Here is a 16,875-nt window from a genome sequence, read left to right on the forward strand (position 1 = left end):
GGCATGTCCCGTGAGGCGTGGGTGCTCGTGGTGATCGCCGGTCTCCTGGCGATCGCCACACTTGTCGGCGCGGTGCTGCTGGCGGTACGGGTGGTGCGGACCAGGCGTCTGCTGGCCGGGCTCGGCGCGGGCGGCAAGGTCGCCTTCTACGGGGCACTGATCTACACGATCTTCCCGATCGACCTTCTCCCCGACCCGATCTACCTGGACGACATGGGTGTCCTGGCCGGTGCGCTGATCTATCTGACCCGCCTCGTGCACCAGCGCCGTGCGGCGGGCCGCCAGCTGCCGGGGCAGCCGGACTCTCCGTCGGACCCGGACCGCGCGCGCCGGCGCGTGCCATGATCGGTGTCGGTTCGGTGGACGGGGGACGGGCATGGCGGGCGATCATCGGCTGGACGTACACGATCCTCGTGTCACAGCCTTCTGCGCCGAACGGCACCTCGCGACGCTTACCACCCTGCGCGCCGACGGCACTCCGCACGTGGTGCCTGTCGGTGTCACCCTCGACCCGGAGGCCGGACTGGCGCGGGTGATCACCTCCGGCACCTCCCGCAAGGCCCGACAGGTGGCCGCCGCCGGAACGGCCGGCACCCCGGTGGCCGTCTGCCACGTCGACGGGCGCCGCTGGCTGACCATCGAGGGTCGGGCGGTGCTCCGCTCGGACGGGGCCGCCGTGGCGGAGGCGGAGCGCCGCTACGCCGAGCGGTACCGGACGCCTCGTCCCAACCCGGAGCGGGTGGTCATCGAGATCACCGTGACGGGGCTACTGGGCAGTCTCTGACCGTCCGTACGGTCTCCGGCCGTCTGACCGGTTCCGCCGGCCGGCCGTGACCGGGCGCACCCCGAGCAAGGAATCCCTGCCACCGAGCGGCCGTTGCATCCGGTACGCCCACGGCCGGAAGCCGCCGCGGGCGATCGCCACATGGTGAGCCGAGCGCCATTCCCGGTGCTGCTGCCTCCGCCGACGGAGGCACCAACCCCCCGAACGGAGACTCGACGATGAATCCGATCCTCCAGAAGAGCGGTGTGTCAGTTGCCGGCCTGCTGGTCGCCGGCGGGTGCGCGCTCGGTCCCGCGATGGCCGCACAGGCCGCACCGGTGCAGGTCAACCCGACCTCGACGGTCGAGCGGGGCGGCCAGCACGACAGGTCCGCCGAGCGGATCCTCGGCATCGACTACCAGGCCCAGCCGAACTTCTACTACTGCGGTCCGGCGGCGACCCGGATCGCGTTGTCCGCCCAAGGCAAGGCGGTCTCCCAGGACGACGTGGCCAGGCTGCTGGGTACCACGGAGGCGGGTACCGCCTCGGCGCTGGACACCACCCGGGTCCTCAACGAGCTGACCGGCGGCGGGTACCGGACCACCGAGATCCGTGACGCGGTGGCCCGTCCCGACCAGGTCGAGCAGCTGCGCCGGGACGTGCTGGCCGCGGTGGACGCCGGTCGACCGGTGGTGGCAAACATCAAGGGCACGACAGTGGACACCGACGGCAACCCGCACTCGTACGAGGGGGGTCACTACCTGACGCTCGTCGGCTACCGCGACGGCGGGGACACCATCCGGGTCGCCGACCCGGCCGATCCGGCGCTGGGCGAGTACTGGATGACGCTGCCGAAGGTCGCCAACTGGATCGCCGAGCGCGGCTACTCCTCCTGAGCCTGACGGTTCACCGGGCCGGTCTCCCCACTGCGGGGAGGCCGGCCCGCTCGTCGTCGCCGTACCGGCGGGCACTGAGGTTCGCCCGCCGTCGCGCGCGGGTGGCACGGGTGGGTCGAGGTCGGTGGAGGTGCCGCCGGACCGGCGGACGGATCGCTGCCTCACCCACTCCGGCCGCCCTGCGGACGATCCGGTTGGCGTCGTCCGGTTCGCAGCCGGCGGCCCGCAGCAGGTCACTGGACGCGGTGCGCAGCCCGGTGACGAGCGCGTCGCCGAAGGACCTCACCCCGGTGGCGGCGGCACGCCCGGCCAGCTCGGCGCATTCTTCGACCAACCGGCGGGTGCACTGCGGGTTGTCGCCGACCCGGTATTCGTTGCGCATCTCCGCCACCGCCAGACCCAGCCGGGCTATCGCGTCCGGAAGCTCCGGCGGGATCGGCTCGTCGTACTCGAGGGCTGTCGTCGCCCAGCGCGACAGGACGCGGCTGTCCAGTAGGAGCCGCTCCAGAAGCGAGACGCTGCGCGCGTACTGATGGAACTGTCGGCGGCGGTGCCAGCGGGCCGGAGCGATGGTCACCACCTCCTCGGCCCCGCTCAGCGAATCGTTGAGCCGTCCCACGTCGTCCTCGGTGCCGCGGAGCCGGTCCAGGACGCGCCGCGTCCGGTCGCTGTCGCGCTGGCGCAGCGCCTCGGCCAGCTCGGCGAGCTGTTCACAGAGGACCGTGAAGATCGGTTCGGCGGCGCGGTCCAGCACCCTCATCGGGTTCACCGGCAGGAGCAGCGCGACCACCAGCAGACCGACCGCGCCGCCGACGAGCGCGTCGAAGATCCGGGGCAGCTCCAGCCCTCGCTCCATCGGAGCCAGCGTGGCGATCAGCACCGCCGTACCACCTGCCTGACCGACGAGCGCGCCGCCCCGGCCGGCCACCAGCAACGCGCTGGCGATGGCGAGGGCGACCACCACCCCGGTCTGCCACGGCCCGGAGCCGACCATGAAGCGCAGCGTGTCGCCGATGGTGATACCCAGGCCCACACCGAACAACAGCTCGAAGGTGCGTCGGGCCCGCTGGCCGATGGCTGTGGCGATCGTGCCGACGGCCGCAGCGGGCGCGAAGACGTGCGCTCCGGGGCCGAGCAGGTTTTGGGCGATGAGGGCCGCGATCGTGGCGGCCAAACCGGCCTGGACCGAGATGACCAGGATGATCTCCCACTGCCGGGCCCTGATCCGTCCGGCCCGCCCGCCGCGGTGGCGTATCCGTTCGACCGCCCGGCCGCTCCGCTCGGCGGCCTCCTCGAGCCGCGACCGATCGCGGTCGGCTGGCTGGCGGTCGTCGGTCATGGCGGCGGTTACCCGGGCGTCGGCCGCGCAATCGTGCCCGTACACCCCGCCGGCACCTCCGGCGACACCACCATCACCCGTAACGGCCGATCCATCGGTGATCGTAGGTTTGCCCAGCCGGTGCGGGGTACCAGGGGCCTCACACCCACCGATCCGCAACCGGTAAGGGGAACCCGAAATGAGCAACCCACAGAGCACCGATGACCAGGATGTCGTCGACATCCTCGTCGCCGACCATCGTGAGGTCGAGAGCCTCTTCGTCGAGCTGGAGTCACGGCAGGGCACCCCCGAGTACCGCCGCCAGATCGCCGATGTGGTGATCGCCGAACTCGTCCGCCACGCCGTTGCCGAGGAGGCGTACGTCTACCCGACGGCCCGCAAGGTGCTGCCCGACGGGGACCAGATCGCCGATCACGAGATCGTCGAGCACTCCGACGCGGAACGGACAATGAAGGACCTGGAGTCGGTCGACCCGTCCGACAGCCGCTTCGACGAGTTGCTGGCCCAATTGACCGGCACCATCAGGCACCACGTGCGGGACGAGGAGAACGACCTCTTTCCCCGGCTCCGCGCTGCGGCGGCCCGCGAGGAGCTTGTCGAACTGGCGGCGAAGGTGACGGCGTTCAAGAAGGTCGCGCCGACCCGACCACACCCGGGCGCGCCCGACCACCCGCCGGCGAACAAGCTGCTCGCCCCCGGCACGGGCATGATCGACCGGATGCGTGACGCGCTGAGCGGCCGGCCCACCTCGATGAGCGAGCTACGCGAGAACCAGCAGGGCTGACCGACGTACGGTCCGGACAGGACACTCCCGGGCCGCCGAACACTCGGCGGCCCGGGAGTCGTCCGGCACGTCAGCGGACCTGATCGCCCTCGCCGGTACGCGCCTGCGCCTGGTCCACGCCCTTGTCGATCTGGTCGTCGTACTTGCCGCCAGTGCGCTTGTCGGCCATGTCGCCGGCCTTCTCCATACCCTGGTCGACCTGCTTGTCGTGCTTGTCCGCGAGGTCCTTGGCCTTGTCCATGAAGTCGCCCACGCTGTTCCTCCTCGGGTCGGTCGCTCCCTGTTGGCGTTCCCTGAGCCGGGGAGCGCAAACGCCGGGACCTGCGAACACCCCCCGGATCGCCCAGGCCGGCGTACGATCCGCGCGGGCGGCCAGCCCAGCGTCGGGACGATTCGGGTGTCGGCGCACGGCCGGGCGGGTACCGACCTCGCGAGATCGAGGAGGGCCGACATGGCGGCAGACGAGGCGGGGGCGGACACCGCGCCGGCACAGGGCACCGCGCCGAGGACAGGCACCGGCGCGACGCCCACGAACGGCGACACGGGACCGCGCCAGGCGTGGACGGCGCTGCCGTGGCTGGTCCGGACCGCGGTGCTGTGGAGCGCCTGCCTGGTGGTGGTCGTCGCCGGGCTCTACCTGGTGGGCCGGATCGCCGTACTGCTGGCGCCGCTGGCCATCGCGTTGGCGGCCACCGTCTTCCTCACCGCGCTGCTCGACCCGGTGCTGCTCCTGCTGCGCCGGCTGCGGCTGCCGGCGGCGCTCGCCGCGCTGCTCACCGTCCTGCTGCTCCTCGGCATCCTGGTGGGCGTCGGTGCGCTCGTGTGGAACCTCACCGCCAGCCAGTTCGACCAGCTCAGCCAGGAGCTGACCCAGGGCGTCGACCGCAGCCGGGACTTCGTCACGTCCACCCTGCCGGTCAGCGACGCCCAACTGGACCGCCTGATCGACCAGGCTCGGGAGGGTCTGAGCGGCAGCTCCCCGGACCCGGTGTCGGGGGCCCGGACGGCCACCGAGGTGCTGGGTTCCGCGCTGCTCGCCCTGGTGCTGCTCTTCTTCCTGCTCAAGGACGGCCGGTCGATGTGGCACTGGGTTCTGTCCCGGGTGTCCGGTCCGAACCGGTCGGTGGCGGCCGAGGCCGGTCGGGCGGGCTGGCAGACGCTCGGCGCGTACAGCCGGGGAACGATGCTGATCGCCGCCATCGACGCGATAGGCATCGGGCTGGCGCTGGTGCTGCTGCGGGTGCCGCTCGCCCTGCCACTGGCGTTGATCACCTTCCTCGGCGGTTTCGTACCCATCATCGGGGCGACAGTCGCGGGTGCGGTGGCGGTGCTTGTGGCGTTGGCGGCGAACGGGCCGACCACCGCGCTGCTCACCCTCGCCGCCGTGATCGCCGTGCAGCAGATCGAGGGCAACCTGTTGGAGCCGCTGGTGATGAAGCGGCAGGTCCGGCTGCATCCGGCGGTGATCCTGGTGGCGGTGACCGCCGGCACGTTGATCGCGGGTATCGCAGGTGCCTTCGTCAGCGTCCCGATCACCGCGGTGCTCTGGCGCGTCATCGACACCGTCCAACGGCGCAGGTCCGCCGCGAACGGTCTGCTCACCGGCTGAGGTGGGTGGTGAACCAGGCGCCGGCCTGCTCGGCGACCTGGTCGAGGGTCCCGGGTTCCTCGAAGAGGTGGGTGGCGCCCGGGACCACCCGCAGCTCGCCGACATTCCCCAGCTCGGCCAACGCCTGCTCGTTGAGCGCGATCACCTCCTCGTCCAGGCCGCCGACCAGCAGCAGCGTGGGCGTCCGCACCTGGGGCAGCGCGGCACCGGCCAGGTCGGGCCGGCCACCGCGGCTCACGACGGCGCCCACCCGGTCGGCGCGCGTCGACGCCGCGACCAGGGCGGCGGCGGCGCCCGTGCTGGCGCCGAAGAGGCCGATCGGTACGTCGCCGGCGGGCCGCTCCACCGCCAACCAGTCGACGATCCCGGCGAGGCGGCTCGACAACAGCCCGATGTCGAACCGCAGTTCGGCGGTGCGCGCGTCCACCTCGTCCTCGGTCGGGGTGAGCAGGTCCGCCAGCACGGTGCCGAGCCCACTGTCGTTGAGCGTCCGGGCCACCGCCACGTTGCGCGGGCTGTGCCGCGAGCTGCCGCTGCCGTGGGCGAACAGCACCACGCCCACCGGCCGCGCGGGCACCGTCAGGTCGGCGGGGAGCGCGGCGTCCCCCACCGGAACCATCACCGTGCTGCGCCGCTCGTCCATACCCCACCTCCGCGTGCTCGTCTGCGGCCCGGGTACCCCGCCCGGCGCGGCGCACGCACGTCGGCGGTGGCCGCGTTTGCCGGGTGGGGCGTCGGGTACGCGACGAGCGACCGCAGACCGTGTCGGCGCAACCGCGCCCCGACGGATCGCGAGGATCGCCATGGCCCAGCAGCAGCCGGCCCGACAGCAGCAGATGGACGAGCGGAAGCGTCGGGAACAGGACGCCGAACGCAACCAGGACTTCGGGGACCAGGCCGCTTCGGCCCGCCTTCCCGACGACCCCAAGGCGATGGCGCCCCGGGACGCGATCGGGCGCCCGTCCACGGGCGAGCCCATCTGACCCAGGCGCGCGACGGCCGGGACGGGACCTGGTCCCGTCCCGGCCGCTCAGTCCTTGTGCTCGGGCAGCCGGAGCAGCGGCGACCGGCCCGGCGGGTGCTCCGGTGGCGGCCCGGACGGTTCGGCAGGCGGCACCGGGACTGTCACCGGCTCGTCGCTGGTCACCCGCAGCACCTGGTCGTGGTGCCGCAGCTCGACCACGTCGTCCGGACCGCCGTGACGCAGCGAGTACGTCGTCTGGTGCGGCCGGACGTCCACCCGCAGCGCCAGTCCACGCCACTGGAGGGAGAACTCCAGCCGGCTCAGGCGGCTGGAGAGCCGGGGCGCGAACGACAGCTGACCGTCGTGGTCCCGTAGACCGCCGAGACCGCCGACCAGGGCGAGCCACGCGCCCGCCAACGAGGCCATGTGTACGCCGTCGCGGGTGTTCTCGTTGAGGTCGTGCAGGTCCATCAGCGCGGCCTCGCGCAGGTAGATGTGCGCCAGCTCGGGATGACCGACCTCGGCGGCGAGCACCGCCTGGGTGCAGGCCGACAGCGACGAGTCCCGCACGGTCCGCCGCTCGTAGTAGAGGAAGTTGCGCACCTTCTCCTCGGAGGTGAACGCGTCCCCTCGCCAGTGCATGGCCAGCACCAGGTCTGCCTGTTTGACCACCTGCTTGCGGTACAGGTCGAAGTACGGGTAGTGCAGCAGCAGCGGGTACTTCTCCGCGGGCGTGTGCGCGAAGTCCCACTCCTCCAGCCTGGTGAACCCCTCGACCTGCTGGTGGACGCCGATCTCGTCGTCGTACGGGACGTGCATGGCGGAGGCGGCGTCCCGCCAGCTCGCCGCCTCCTCGTCGGTGACCCCGAGGTGGTCGGCGTCGTCCCGGTAGCGCATCGCCGCATCGGCGGCGGCGAGCAGGTTCCGCTGCGCCATCAGGTTGGTGTAGACGTTGTCGTTCTTGACGGCGGTGTACTCGTCCGGACCGGTCACCCCGTCGATGTGGAACTGCCCGTGCCGGTCGTGGTGGCCGAGCGAACGCCACAACCGGGCGGTCTCCACCAGCAGCTCCAGGCCGATCTCCCGCTCCAACGCCGTGTCCCCGGTGACAAGCACGTAGCGGCGCAACGCGTCGGCGATGTCGGCGGCGATGTGGAAGGCGGCCGTTCCCGCCGGCCAGTACCCGGAGGACTCCGGGCCCCCGATGGTCCGCCACGGGAACGCGGCGCCCTTGAGGTTGAGTGTCGCGGCCCGTTCCCGCGCGCTCTCGAGCGTGCTGTGCCGCCAGTGCAGGGCGTTACGGACCGCGCTCGGCTGGGTGTACGTGAGCACCGGCAGGACGAACATCTCGGTGTCCCAGAAGGCGTGCCCGTCGTACCCGGGGCCGGTCAGCCCCTTCGCCGAGATGGGCCGCCGTTCGGCCCGGGCGCCGGCCTGGAGGACGTGGAAGAGGCCGAATCGGACGGCCTGCTGCACCTCCGGATCCCCGTCGACCCGCACGTCAGCGGCGTCCCAGAAGTCGTCGAGGTAGCCGCGCTGCTCCCGGCAGAGCCCCTCCCAGCCGTCCAGCTTGGCCGCGGCCAGCGCCGCGCCGACCTGGTCGCGCAGCGCGGGCAGCGACCGTCGACTCGACCAGCCGTACGTCAGGTACTTGACCACCCGCAGCTTCTCACCGGGCTTGAGCACGCAGCCGACAGTGGTACGGACCCAGTCCTCGTACCCCTCGGATTCGATGCTTGTGTGCTCGGGGCCGTGCACCTCGTGTTCCATCGCGGCGGCGACCCGCAGCCCGGAGACCTTGGTGCGGTGGATCAGCTGTCCTCCGTCGGGGGTGGTCAGCTCCTCCTCGGCCTGCAACGGCGACTCCAGGACCGCCGCGACCCGGGGGTCCTTGCTCTGCGCCGGCAGCGACTCGTTGGCGACCAGCTCGGACTGCACGATGAGCCGCAGCGGGCCGTCGACGGCCTCCACCTCGTAGTTGATGGCGGCGACCGACCGTTGGGTGAACGACACCAGTCGGGTGCTGCGGACCTTGACCTCCCGGCCGGCGGGCGAACGCCAGTGCAGCTCCCGGTGCAGCGTGCCGGCCCGCATGTCCAGGACCCGTTCGTGGGAGATCAGCTCGCCGTAGCGCACGTCGAGTGGTTCGTCGTCGACGAGCAGCCGGATCAGCTTGCCGTTCGTGACGTTGACGATTGTCTGACCGGACTCGGGGAAGCCGTAGCCGGCCTCCGCGTATGGCAGGGGGCGAAGCTCGTAGAACGAGTTGAGGTACGTGCCGGGCAGGCCGTGCGGCTCGCCCTCGTCGAGGTTGCCGCGCAGTCCCACGTGACCGTTGGAGAGCGCGAAGACCGACTCGGACTGGGCGAGCACGTCCATGTCGAGTCGGGTTTCCCGGACGTGCCACGGTTCGACGGGATAGGCCCGTTCCCGAATCACGCGCTGCCCCGCTCTCCGGTCACGTGTTGGGCTGCCGCGTCGGTGACCCGGCGCGGCGCCGTCGGGTCGGCCGCGTCGAGCAGGTCGGCGAGGTCCTTGACCACGATGTCGGCGCCGTGGGCGAGCAGTTCGTCGGCCTGGCCGACCCGGTCGACACCCACCACGTAGCCGAAGCCTCCGGCCCGACCGGCCGCGACCCCGGACAGCGCGTCCTCGAAGACGGCGGCCCGCGTCGGGTCGACGCCGAGCAGTCGGGCACCGGCGAGGAAGCTGTCCGGCTGCGGTTTGCCACGCAGCCCCTGCGCTCGGGCCACCAGCCCGTCGACCCGCGCCTCCAGCAGTGGCTCGAGCCCGGCGGCGGCGACCACCTCCCGCCCGTTGGCGCTGGCGGTCACCACTGCTCGCCGCAGGCCGGCCTCGGCTGCCGCCTCGAGGTAGCGCACCGAGCCCGGGTACACCTCGACTCCGGCGCTGCGCAGTCGTTCCAGCAGCAGGACGTTCTTGCGGTTGCCCACGCCGTTGACCGTGTCGGCGCTCGGCGGGTCGTCCGGGCTGCCCTCGGGCAGCACGATCCCGCGGGAGGCGAGGAACGCCCGGACCCCGTCCGCGCGCGGCCGGCCGTCGACGTAACGGTTGTAGTCCGGGCCGGGGTCGAACGGTTGGAAGGGTTCGCCGGTGGCGATGGCGCGCTGTCTGAGGAACTCGTCGAACGTCTGCGTCCAGGCGGCGTTGTGGACCAGGGCGGTCTGCGTCAGCACACCGTCCAGATCGAAGAGACAGGCGGTCACATGAGCAGGTAGGCCCAGCACGGTACGAATCTAACCAGCTGGGCCGGCCCGCAAACCCGTTTCCGCTGCCCCGTCGCGGCTCAGTTCGGCCGCAGTGTCCAGATCACGGTCATCGTCGCGGTGGTCCGGCCGTCCTCGGTGGCGATCTCCACCTCGACACCGAACTCGGGGCGGCGGCCGGCCTCCAGTTCGTCGATCACCTCGAGCGCCGGGCGGGCGAGGCGCGCGGTGGCCAGCACCGGACCCATGGCGAGTTTGCGGTAGTCGATGTCGGCGTGGACGGCGAGCGGAACGACACGGTCGAGCAGGTGCCCGAAGGCGGCCAGCACGACCGTGCCGGAGGCCGTCTCACCGAGGGTGAACATGGCACCGGCGTGCGGGCCGCCGATGTGGTTGTGGGTGGCCGGCGAGTCGGGGAGGCGGACGACCGCCCGCACCCCGCCCCCCGAGTCCGGTGCCACCTCGACGAATTCGACGCCGAGGGTCCGGGCGAAGGGCACCGCCTCGAGCATGCCGGCCGCCACCTGGCGGGAGTCGATGGTCATGACCTGACGTTACTCGCCAGTAACCAGGCAGGCAACCAGCACTTTTTCCGCTCCCCGCCCAGCTCAGAGGTTCGCGATCGTCCGCAGGATCTCGGCATAGAAGTTGCCGTCGATGCTGCGGAAGAAGGCGAAATCCTGACCCGGGTCGCCGAAGAACGGGCGCAGCGTCCACGCCAGCTGGGTGCCGACGAAGCCGAAGAGCAGAATCCAGATGTAGAGCAGCGTCATGCTGGCCGGCCGCTGCGTCGGCTCGGCGCGCCGCACCTGCGGGCTGGCCCACGGACGCTGGGCGAGCCCGTAGCCGGGCGGCATCATGCCGGGCGGGGACGCCGCGGTCGCCGGCTGCCCGGTCCACTGCGCCGGAACCGGCGCCGGTGCGACGGTGGTGGCGCCGTTCGCGGCGGCCGCCGCCGCGCCGGCCGGCACAGCGACGGGTTCGGCGACCGGCTCGGCACCCTGCCCGGCGGCCGGCGCGTCGGCCGGCACCGCGGCCGCGGCCGGCGCGACCTGGGCCGGTGCCTGCGTCGCAGCCTGCGCCGGCGCCTTCGCGGTGGCGGGCTCCGGCGCGAGCAGGCCGTGGTCGTTGAGCACCTGCATCCCACCGGTGAGGAAGCGCAGCCCGACCAGCGCCGACAGGGTCAGGATCGCCACGTTGAGCAGCTTGAAGAACCCGTAGTCAGGCGCGGTGATCAGGAAGAAGAGACTGATCGGCGCGAACGCCACCGCGAGCATCGAGGTCACCGTGATGGCCACCATCACCAGGGCCAGTGACTGGCGGACCGAGAGTCGAGCGCCGAAGACCAGGTTGAACAGGTAGAGCGTGGGCAGGCAGATGGCCAGCGTGACCAGGAACAGCAGTGGCAGCTTGAGGGCGGAGGTGAGCGCCATGAGCGGACTGTGGAACGCGCCGAGCACCGCCCCGTAACAGGCGAGCGCGATGGCGGAGCTGGCAAGCATCCGGCCGGTCAACGCGTTCAGGTCGCCCTCGGCGACGATCTGCTGCCAGATGCCCTGACGGTCGCGCAGGATGCGCTCGATGACGAGCGGACTGGGACGGTCACCCGACACGGGTGCACCCCTCTCGGTGGTCTCACTGTGGACTGGGTGCGCAGACGGTAGGACACCGCCGGGTGCCGCCGCCACCCCGACACGGCGGGTCGTCAGCGCCAACCGACGTCGATCCGTGCTCCGCGCTCGTCGAAGAAGTGCAGCGCGTCCATCCGGACCGAGACCGCGAGCTGGTGACCGGCGGTGACCGCCGGGTACGGCGCCAACCGCACCGCCAGCTCCGCCGGACGCCTGTGGTGGCGGCCCGGGTCGGGAAGGACGCTCGTCCGGTTGCCACCCGTCGGCGCCTCGACCGGTTCCACAGGCTTGCCGGTGAGCCGCTGCATCACCGAGCCGAACCGGCGAAGGCCCCGCTGACCCACGGGTGGCGGGTCCAGTGGCGCGCCCATCTCATCGACCATGATCGCGGTCGCGCCGATGTCGAGGAACGCGAGCGACTCGTGGCCGTGGTGCTCCAGGTAGCGGATGCGGCCGTGCAGCACGTCACCGGGGCTGTCCGGGCTGACCGGGGTGAGCGCCTCGGCCCGCATGCCGACGACGATCCGCTCGCCGTGGTAGTGCGCCACCGCCCGGCTACGGATGTCGTTCCAGGGCAGGTAGAGCGACTGTTCGCCGAGGTTGAGCGTGACGTACCGGTCGAGGTGGACGTAGACCGACGCCTCCAGCAGGTTCATCCGTGGGCTGCCCAGGAACGCGGCCACGTAGAGCGTCGCGGGGCGCCCGTACACCTGGGTCGGTGTGCCCACGTCCTGGAGCACGCCGCGGCGCATGATGGCCACCCGGTCGGCCATGGTGAGCGCCTCGGCCTGGTCGTGGGTGACGTAGACGGTGGTGACACCCAACTCCCGGGTGAGGCCGGAGATCTCGGCGCGCAACTCGGCCCGCAGGCCGCTGTCCAGGTTGGACAGGGGCTCGTCCATGAGGAACAGCCCGGGCCGGCGGACGATCGCCCGACCCATGGCGACCCGCTGCCGCTGCCCGCCGGAGAGCTGACCAGGCTTGCGGGCCAGCACGTCGCCGATGCCGAGCGCGCTGGCCACGTCGCTGACCCGCTCCCCACGGGGCTCCGGCTCGACGCCGGACAGCCGCAGCGGGAACGCGATGTTGTCGCCGACTGTCATGTGCGGGTAGAGCGCGAAGTCCTGGAAGACCATGGCGATCTTCCGGTCCCGTGGTGGCAGGTCGTTGGCGAGTTCCCCGTCGAGCAGGACGGCGCCCTGAGTCGGATCCTCCAGGCCGGCGATCATCCGCAGCACCGTGGACTTCCCACATCCCGACGGGCCGAGCAGCACCATGAACTCGCCGTCGTTCACGTCCAGGTTGATGCTGTCGACGGCCACCGTGCCGTCCTTGAAGATCTTGGTGACATCCTTGAGCGCGACGGTGCTCACCGTCTCCTCCCCCAGCTCGTCGGCCGAACCCCACAAGACTGTGACCAGGATCATTCGATCAGCACATCGGGTAAACGTCTCATGTTCGACCTATGACGCTGCCATTACACGACAGTACGCACCGCTACCGCATGATCAGCAGGGCGACGAAAGGCCGGCCGGCTCCCCCAGGAACACGCGGCGCACCACCCGCTCCGCCGCGTGCCCGTCGTCCAGCGCGCAGAATCGGCCCCGGAACTGCTCGCGGGCCTTTGTCGCCGCGTCCGAGCGCACCGCGTCGGTACGGAACAGGTCCAGCAGGGCGGTGAACGTGGTGGCCACCGCGCCCGGAGGTTCCGCCGTCACGTCGAAGTAGACGCCCCGGGCCAGTCGGTACGCCTCCCAGTCCGGTGTGTACAGCACGATCGGTCGATCCAGCACCGCATAGTCGAACATCGCCGAGGAGTAGTCGGTGACCAGCACGTCGGCAACCAGGTAAAGATCCTCAACCCGCTGGTGACCGCTGACGTCGCGGACCCGGTCGCGATCCACCGACCGGGCGGGGCGGCGGTCCCGGTCGTGGAAGTAGTGGCTGCGCATCAGCAGCCGGCCCGACCCGCCCAGTGCGTCGACGAACCGGTCCGGGTCGAACGGCGGCCGGTAGCCGGGCAGGTGCTCGCGGTGCGTCGGGGCGTACAACACCACCTGCTCGTCGGGGGCGAGACCGAAATCGGCGCGCAGCCGGCGCACCTCGTCCGGGTCGGCGGTGACCAGCCGGTCGTTGCGCGGGTAGCCCACCTCGAGTGTCGTGTAGGTGGCCGGGTACGCCCGGTCCCACATCTGCGTGGAGAAGCTGTTCGAGCTGACGCTGTAGTCCCACCTGTCCACCCGGCGCAGCAGTCCGGCGAAGTCCATCCGGCCCGCGCCGATCGGGTAGCGCTGCTGGTCGAGCCCCATCACCTTCACGGGCGTGCCGTGGTGGGTCTGCACGTGCACCTGCTCCGGCCGCTTACGGACGAAGTCCGGGTAGTTCACGTTGTTGATCAGCCACCGGGCCCGGGCCAGCACCCGGTAGTACGCCGGGGTGCCCGCGACCACGTACTCCACCCCCGGCGGGACGGCGTCCACCCGGTCGCGGCGCACGATCCACACACCCCGCACCTCGGGGGCCAGCCGCCGGGCCACCTCGTAGATCGCCGCCGGGTTGCACGCGTACCCCCGGAACCAGTAGGCGGCGTACACCGCGAGCGTCGGGTCGACCGGCCGGCGCAGCTCCGCCCGGTAGTACTCGCGCAGCAGGCCGTCGCGGGTCAGTCGGGCGCCGCGCCGGGCCGCCGGGCCGACCCGCCGCCGCACGGTACGGGTCCGCTTGCGGGCGGTGTCCCGGGCCCGGCTGGCGGCGCGCAGCGCGCTGAACGTCCGCCACCGGCCGGCGGCGACAAGCCGGTGCTTGATCCCCTCCACCCCGTCCGGGACCGGGTAGCCGCCGTTCGGCAGCCAGCGCGCGTAGTCGGCGGTGATCTGCGCGAAGAACGCCGGCCTCAGCTCCGGCGCGATGCGCTGGCCGTTGCCGAGCACCGTCAGGTAGTGCCAGATCATCCGCTCGAAGACCGCCGGTCGCAGGGCGTCCGTCGCCGACCCCCACCCATCCATCAGGTGGAACACCCGGTGCCACTGCGGAAACACCTCGAAGTGCCGGTCGCCACGGGTCCTGGTGATCGCGCCGGCGCGGCGCTGCCGGTAGTTAACACACACCTGGTCGAGTACGCCGATCCGCTGTGCCGCCATCAGCACCGGATAGCTGAAGGACACGTCCTCGTACCAGCCCGGCGCGAAGCGCAGACCCAGATCGACAAGGAACTGCCGACGGACCAGCCGGTTCCACGCGGTGTGCAGCAGCCGCATCGCCTCCGGCCGGTCCCGCAGCCGGAAGGTGTCGGGGCCGGGCGATTCCGGGAACACCTCGGCCATCGCGCTGCGGGTGACCGTGTCGTTCCAGTGGGCGCGCACGTGGTCGACCAGCAGCACGTCCGGGCTGGTGGCGCGCAGCCGCTCGGCGACCGCCGGCAGGCACTCCGGCGCCAGCCAGTCGTCGCCGTCGAGGAACCACACGTACTCGCCGACGGCCCGGTCCAGCCCGACGTTGCGGGCCGGACCGAGACCGATGTTCTCCGGCAGCCGGACCGAGCGGACCCGCCGGTCACGGGCCGCGTACTCGTCGATGATCTCGCCGCTGGCGTCCGGCGAGCAGTCGTCGACGGCGATCACCTCGACGTCCGTCTCCGGCTGGCCGAGGATCGAGTCCAGGCACTCACGCAGGTATCCCTGCACCCGGAAGGCCGGTACGACGAAACTGATCAAAGTCATCCGGCCGTCCCTCCGTCAGCGCGGCACGGCACCTCCCGCGCCCACCGGCGCGGCCGACGCCCGCGCGCCACGGGCCGGCCGGACGAACCAGGCCAGGACGACACTCGCCACGAAAACCACGAGAAGGTACGCACCGAGTGTAGCCATGCCGATACTCACGAGGCCGGCAATCGCCGCGAGGGTCAGCAGCACCGAACGGCCGTCCCAGCCCAGGGTGGCCGCGTGCAGCGGTGGTGCCGCCTGCCGCTTCTCCAGCCGGGCGGTCAGGTCGTAATGGTGCACGGTGAGCACGAAGACGTACCCGAAGATCAGCCAACCCGGCGCGTCGCCGACCACCCCGACCGCGATCGCGAACAGGTACTCGGCGGCCCGCAGCGCCGCCGGCACCAGCCAGTCCAGCGGACCGTTGTGCGCGGCCCCGGCACCGAGGCCACCGGCCAGGAGCACCAGCAACGCCACCGGCACCGCCCAGCGCAGCCCGTCGGGTGTGTCGCTCCACAGCGCCGCGACAAGCAGCGCCGCCGGGCCGAGCGCGGCGATCACCGCCAGGGTGAGCGGCCCCATCGGGCGGACCACAGGTAGCCGGCGGACCAGTGGACCGTCGTCGCGGTGCAGCGTGGCGTCGACCGTGTCCAGCACCGGCACCCACATCCAGCGGGCCCGCAGCGTACGCAGCGCACCTGTGTACGCGAACGCCAACACCCCCCAGACCAGCACCGCGATGAGGCTGACCAGCGGGTTGAACAGCGCCACGGTCAGCGCGATCAACGCCCACCGCTCACCGATCGGGAAGACCACCGTCCGCTTCAGCCAGTACGACAGCGAGCCGGTGTCGGCCTGCACCCGGGTCGACGCGGCGTTCAACCGGTCACCGATCCCGCCGCTGGCACCCGCCGTCGCCCGGGGCCGGCGGGCCGCCTCGTCGTGCAGCGCCCCGTACCAGGTGTCGGTCATGTGCCTGACGGTCTGCAACGTCATCGCGGCGATGGCGAGGGCCCAACCGTTGCCCAGCCCGGCGTGGCTCACCCCGAAGCCGAGGCCGGCGTAGACCAGGTACTCCTTCGCCCGGTCGGCCATGGTGTCCAGCCAGCCGCCCCAGGCGCTGAAGTTCCGGGTGTAGCGGGCCAACTGACCGTCCACGCAGTCCAGCACGAAGCCGAGGTAGAGCAGCACCGCACCGCTCACCAGCGCCGGCCGCCCGCCGACGCCGAACAGCACGGCGGCGGCCAGCGCGAACAGCACCGAGATCACCGTCACGCCGGTCGGGGTGAGCCGCAGCCGGGCCGCCACCCGCACCACGTACGGCGACCAGGTGCTGACGAAGTACGTGGAGAAGAAGTCGTCCTTCTCCTTCACCGACAGTCGCAACTCGGCCCGGTCCTCGTCGACAGCTGTCACCGCGGCCTCGGCGGCGACCAGACCGGCCTCGTCGTCGACCCGGTGCGCGACGAGCAGACGTACCCGCTGGGCGAAGATCAGGGTGCCGAGCGCCGCGAGCCCCGCGACGAGCCGGTCCACGGCGGACCCGGGGCCGCCCACTGCGGCGGCCCGGGCGGCGGCGGCGAGGGTCGGCAGGTCGTCGACACCGACCCGCAGCGCGCCGCCGAACACGCCCGTGGCGTCGCCGTCGAGGGCGTCCAGCGGGCCGGCGTCGACCACCTGGCCGCGCTCCTCGCGCACGGCTGTCCGCCCGGGCACCGGCGGGTCGGTGAGCACCAACGCCACTGTCGGCCCCACCGGACTGGTGGCAAGGTGCCGCAGGACTGCTGTGTGCGCCACCAGGTCGGTGCCGGTGACCAGTAGCGGACCGCCGGCGGTGTCGGCGAGCGCCGCCACCTCGTCGAGGGTCGCCGCGAAGCGCACCTCGTCCGCTCCGGCCCGGCGCAACTGGTCGGCGAGCCGGTCGGCAAGCGGCTCACCTGTCGCGGTGGTCAGGCCCGCCG

The 16,875-nt window shown here is 71.9% G+C and carries 16 protein-coding genes; 6 read left to right on the plus strand and 10 right to left on the minus strand.

The features are described 5' to 3' along the window. Positions 1-3 precede the first annotated feature (3 nt). From AB0N27_RS15105 to AB0N27_RS15115, 3 genes are all read left to right on the plus strand, one after another. The gene (locus AB0N27_RS15105; RefSeq protein WP_364368841.1) at positions 4-345 is read left to right on the plus strand and encodes a YkvA family protein; all 342 of its coding nucleotides are present in this window, start codon (positions 4-6) and stop codon (positions 343-345) included. A gap of 31 nt (positions 346-376) precedes the next feature. Then, positions 377-784: a TIGR03618 family F420-dependent PPOX class oxidoreductase gene (locus AB0N27_RS15110; RefSeq protein ID WP_364368844.1), complete on the plus strand. Its 408-nt coding sequence runs from the start codon at positions 377-379 to the stop codon at positions 782-784. A gap of 218 nt (positions 785-1,002) precedes the next feature. Then, positions 1,003-1,659 carry a C39 family peptidase gene (locus AB0N27_RS15115; RefSeq protein WP_364368847.1) on the plus strand — a complete coding sequence of 219 codons (657 nt, stop codon included), beginning with the start codon at positions 1,003-1,005 and terminating at the stop codon, positions 1,657-1,659. 10 nt (positions 1,660-1,669) lie between these two features. On the opposite strand, the gene AB0N27_RS15120 is transcribed toward AB0N27_RS15115, so the two are convergent. Next, positions 1,670-3,043, minus strand: coding sequence for an FUSC family protein (locus AB0N27_RS15120; protein WP_364368850.1), 1,374 nt, complete (start codon positions 3,041-3,043; stop codon positions 1,670-1,672). 133 nt (positions 3,044-3,176) lie between these two features. On the opposite strand from AB0N27_RS15120, the gene AB0N27_RS15125 reads away from it, so the two are divergent. Continuing rightward, the gene (locus AB0N27_RS15125) at positions 3,177-3,782 is read left to right on the plus strand and encodes a hemerythrin domain-containing protein (RefSeq protein ID WP_364368853.1); all 606 of its coding nucleotides are present in this window, start codon (positions 3,177-3,179) and stop codon (positions 3,780-3,782) included. Between the two features lie 70 nt (positions 3,783-3,852). Here AB0N27_RS15125 and AB0N27_RS15130 read toward each other — a convergent pair whose 3' ends face one another. After that, on the minus strand, positions 3,853-4,035 hold the full coding sequence (locus AB0N27_RS15130; protein ID WP_364368856.1) for an antitoxin: 183 nt from the start codon (positions 4,033-4,035) through the stop codon (positions 3,853-3,855). Positions 4,036-4,233: 198 nt separating this feature from the next. Here AB0N27_RS15130 and AB0N27_RS15135 point away from each other — a divergent pair, with 198 nt between their 5' ends. Next, entirely contained in the window at positions 4,234-5,391 is a 1,158-nt protein-coding gene (locus AB0N27_RS15135; RefSeq protein WP_364368859.1) for an AI-2E family transporter, read from the plus strand. Here AB0N27_RS15135 and AB0N27_RS15140 read toward each other — a convergent pair. Further along, the gene (locus AB0N27_RS15140; protein ID WP_364368862.1) at positions 5,381-6,034 is read right to left on the minus strand and encodes an alpha/beta fold hydrolase; all 654 of its coding nucleotides are present in this window, start codon (positions 6,032-6,034) and stop codon (positions 5,381-5,383) included. The two genes, AB0N27_RS15135 and AB0N27_RS15140, sit on opposite strands and share 11 nt — an antisense overlap. 160 nt (positions 6,035-6,194) lie before the next feature. Here AB0N27_RS15140 and AB0N27_RS15145 point away from each other — a divergent pair, with 160 nt between their 5' ends. Continuing rightward, positions 6,195-6,374, plus strand: a complete 180-nt coding sequence (locus AB0N27_RS15145) for a hypothetical protein (protein ID WP_364368865.1) — start codon at positions 6,195-6,197, stop codon at positions 6,372-6,374. Positions 6,375-6,421: 47 nt separating this feature from the next. On the opposite strand, the gene AB0N27_RS15150 is transcribed toward AB0N27_RS15145, so the two are convergent. From AB0N27_RS15150 to AB0N27_RS15180, 7 genes are all read right to left on the minus strand, one after another. Beyond that, on the minus strand, positions 6,422-8,794 hold the full coding sequence (locus AB0N27_RS15150) for a glycoside hydrolase family 65 protein (RefSeq protein ID WP_364368869.1): 2,373 nt from the start codon (positions 8,792-8,794) through the stop codon (positions 6,422-6,424). Further along, positions 8,791-9,603, minus strand: a complete 813-nt coding sequence (locus tag AB0N27_RS15155) for a beta-phosphoglucomutase family hydrolase (RefSeq protein ID WP_364368872.1) — start codon at positions 9,601-9,603, stop codon at positions 8,791-8,793. Before AB0N27_RS15155 ends, AB0N27_RS15150 begins: the two co-directional genes overlap by 4 nt. Positions 9,604-9,662: 59 nt before the next feature. Continuing rightward, the gene (locus AB0N27_RS15160; protein WP_364368875.1) at positions 9,663-10,127 is read right to left on the minus strand and encodes a DUF4442 domain-containing protein; all 465 of its coding nucleotides are present in this window, start codon (positions 10,125-10,127) and stop codon (positions 9,663-9,665) included. Between the two features lie 63 nt (positions 10,128-10,190). Then, entirely contained in the window at positions 10,191-11,195 is a 1,005-nt protein-coding gene (locus tag AB0N27_RS15165; RefSeq protein WP_364368878.1) for a hypothetical protein, read from the minus strand. 92 nt (positions 11,196-11,287) lie between these two features. Next, on the minus strand, positions 11,288-12,586 hold the full coding sequence (locus AB0N27_RS15170; protein ID WP_139584049.1) for an ABC transporter ATP-binding protein: 1,299 nt from the start codon (positions 12,584-12,586) through the stop codon (positions 11,288-11,290). 135 nt (positions 12,587-12,721) lie between these two features. After that, the gene (locus tag AB0N27_RS15175) at positions 12,722-14,932 is read right to left on the minus strand and encodes a bifunctional glycosyltransferase family 2 protein/CDP-glycerol:glycerophosphate glycerophosphotransferase (RefSeq protein WP_364368881.1); all 2,211 of its coding nucleotides are present in this window, start codon (positions 14,930-14,932) and stop codon (positions 12,722-12,724) included. 15 nt (positions 14,933-14,947) lie between these two features. Further along, positions 14,948-16,867, minus strand: a complete 1,920-nt coding sequence (locus AB0N27_RS15180; RefSeq protein ID WP_364370730.1) for a DUF5941 domain-containing protein — start codon at positions 16,865-16,867, stop codon at positions 14,948-14,950. Between the last annotated feature and the right edge of the window lie 8 nt (positions 16,868-16,875).

This window comes from Micromonospora sp. NPDC093244, assembly GCF_040683695.1.
GTDB lineage: Bacteria > Actinomycetota > Actinomycetes > Mycobacteriales > Micromonosporaceae > Micromonospora.

Bases quoted from the DNA above. Each gene is read 5' to 3' on its own strand.
- AB0N27_RS15105 (WP_364368841.1), top strand. From the start codon at position 4: ATGTCCCGTGAGGCGTGGGTGCTCGTGGTGATCGCCGGTCTCCTGGCG.
- AB0N27_RS15110 (WP_364368844.1), top strand. From the start codon at position 377: ATGGCGGGCGATCATCGGCTGGACGTACACGATCCTCGTGTCACAGCC.
- AB0N27_RS15115 (WP_364368847.1), top strand. From the start codon at position 1,003: ATGAATCCGATCCTCCAGAAGAGCGGTGTGTCAGTTGCCGGCCTGCTG.
- AB0N27_RS15125 (WP_364368853.1), top strand. From the start codon at position 3,177: ATGAGCAACCCACAGAGCACCGATGACCAGGATGTCGTCGACATCCTC.
- AB0N27_RS15135 (WP_364368859.1), top strand. From the start codon at position 4,234: ATGGCGGCAGACGAGGCGGGGGCGGACACCGCGCCGGCACAGGGCACC.
- AB0N27_RS15140 (WP_364368862.1), bottom strand. From the start codon at position 6,034: ATGGACGAGCGGCGCAGCACGGTGATGGTTCCGGTGGGGGACGCCGCG.
- AB0N27_RS15145 (WP_364368865.1), top strand. From the start codon at position 6,195: ATGGCCCAGCAGCAGCCGGCCCGACAGCAGCAGATGGACGAGCGGAAG.
- AB0N27_RS15160 (WP_364368875.1), bottom strand. From the start codon at position 10,127: ATGACCATCGACTCCCGCCAGGTGGCGGCCGGCATGCTCGAGGCGGTG.
- AB0N27_RS15175 (WP_364368881.1), bottom strand. From the start codon at position 14,932: ATGACTTTGATCAGTTTCGTCGTACCGGCCTTCCGGGTGCAGGGATAC.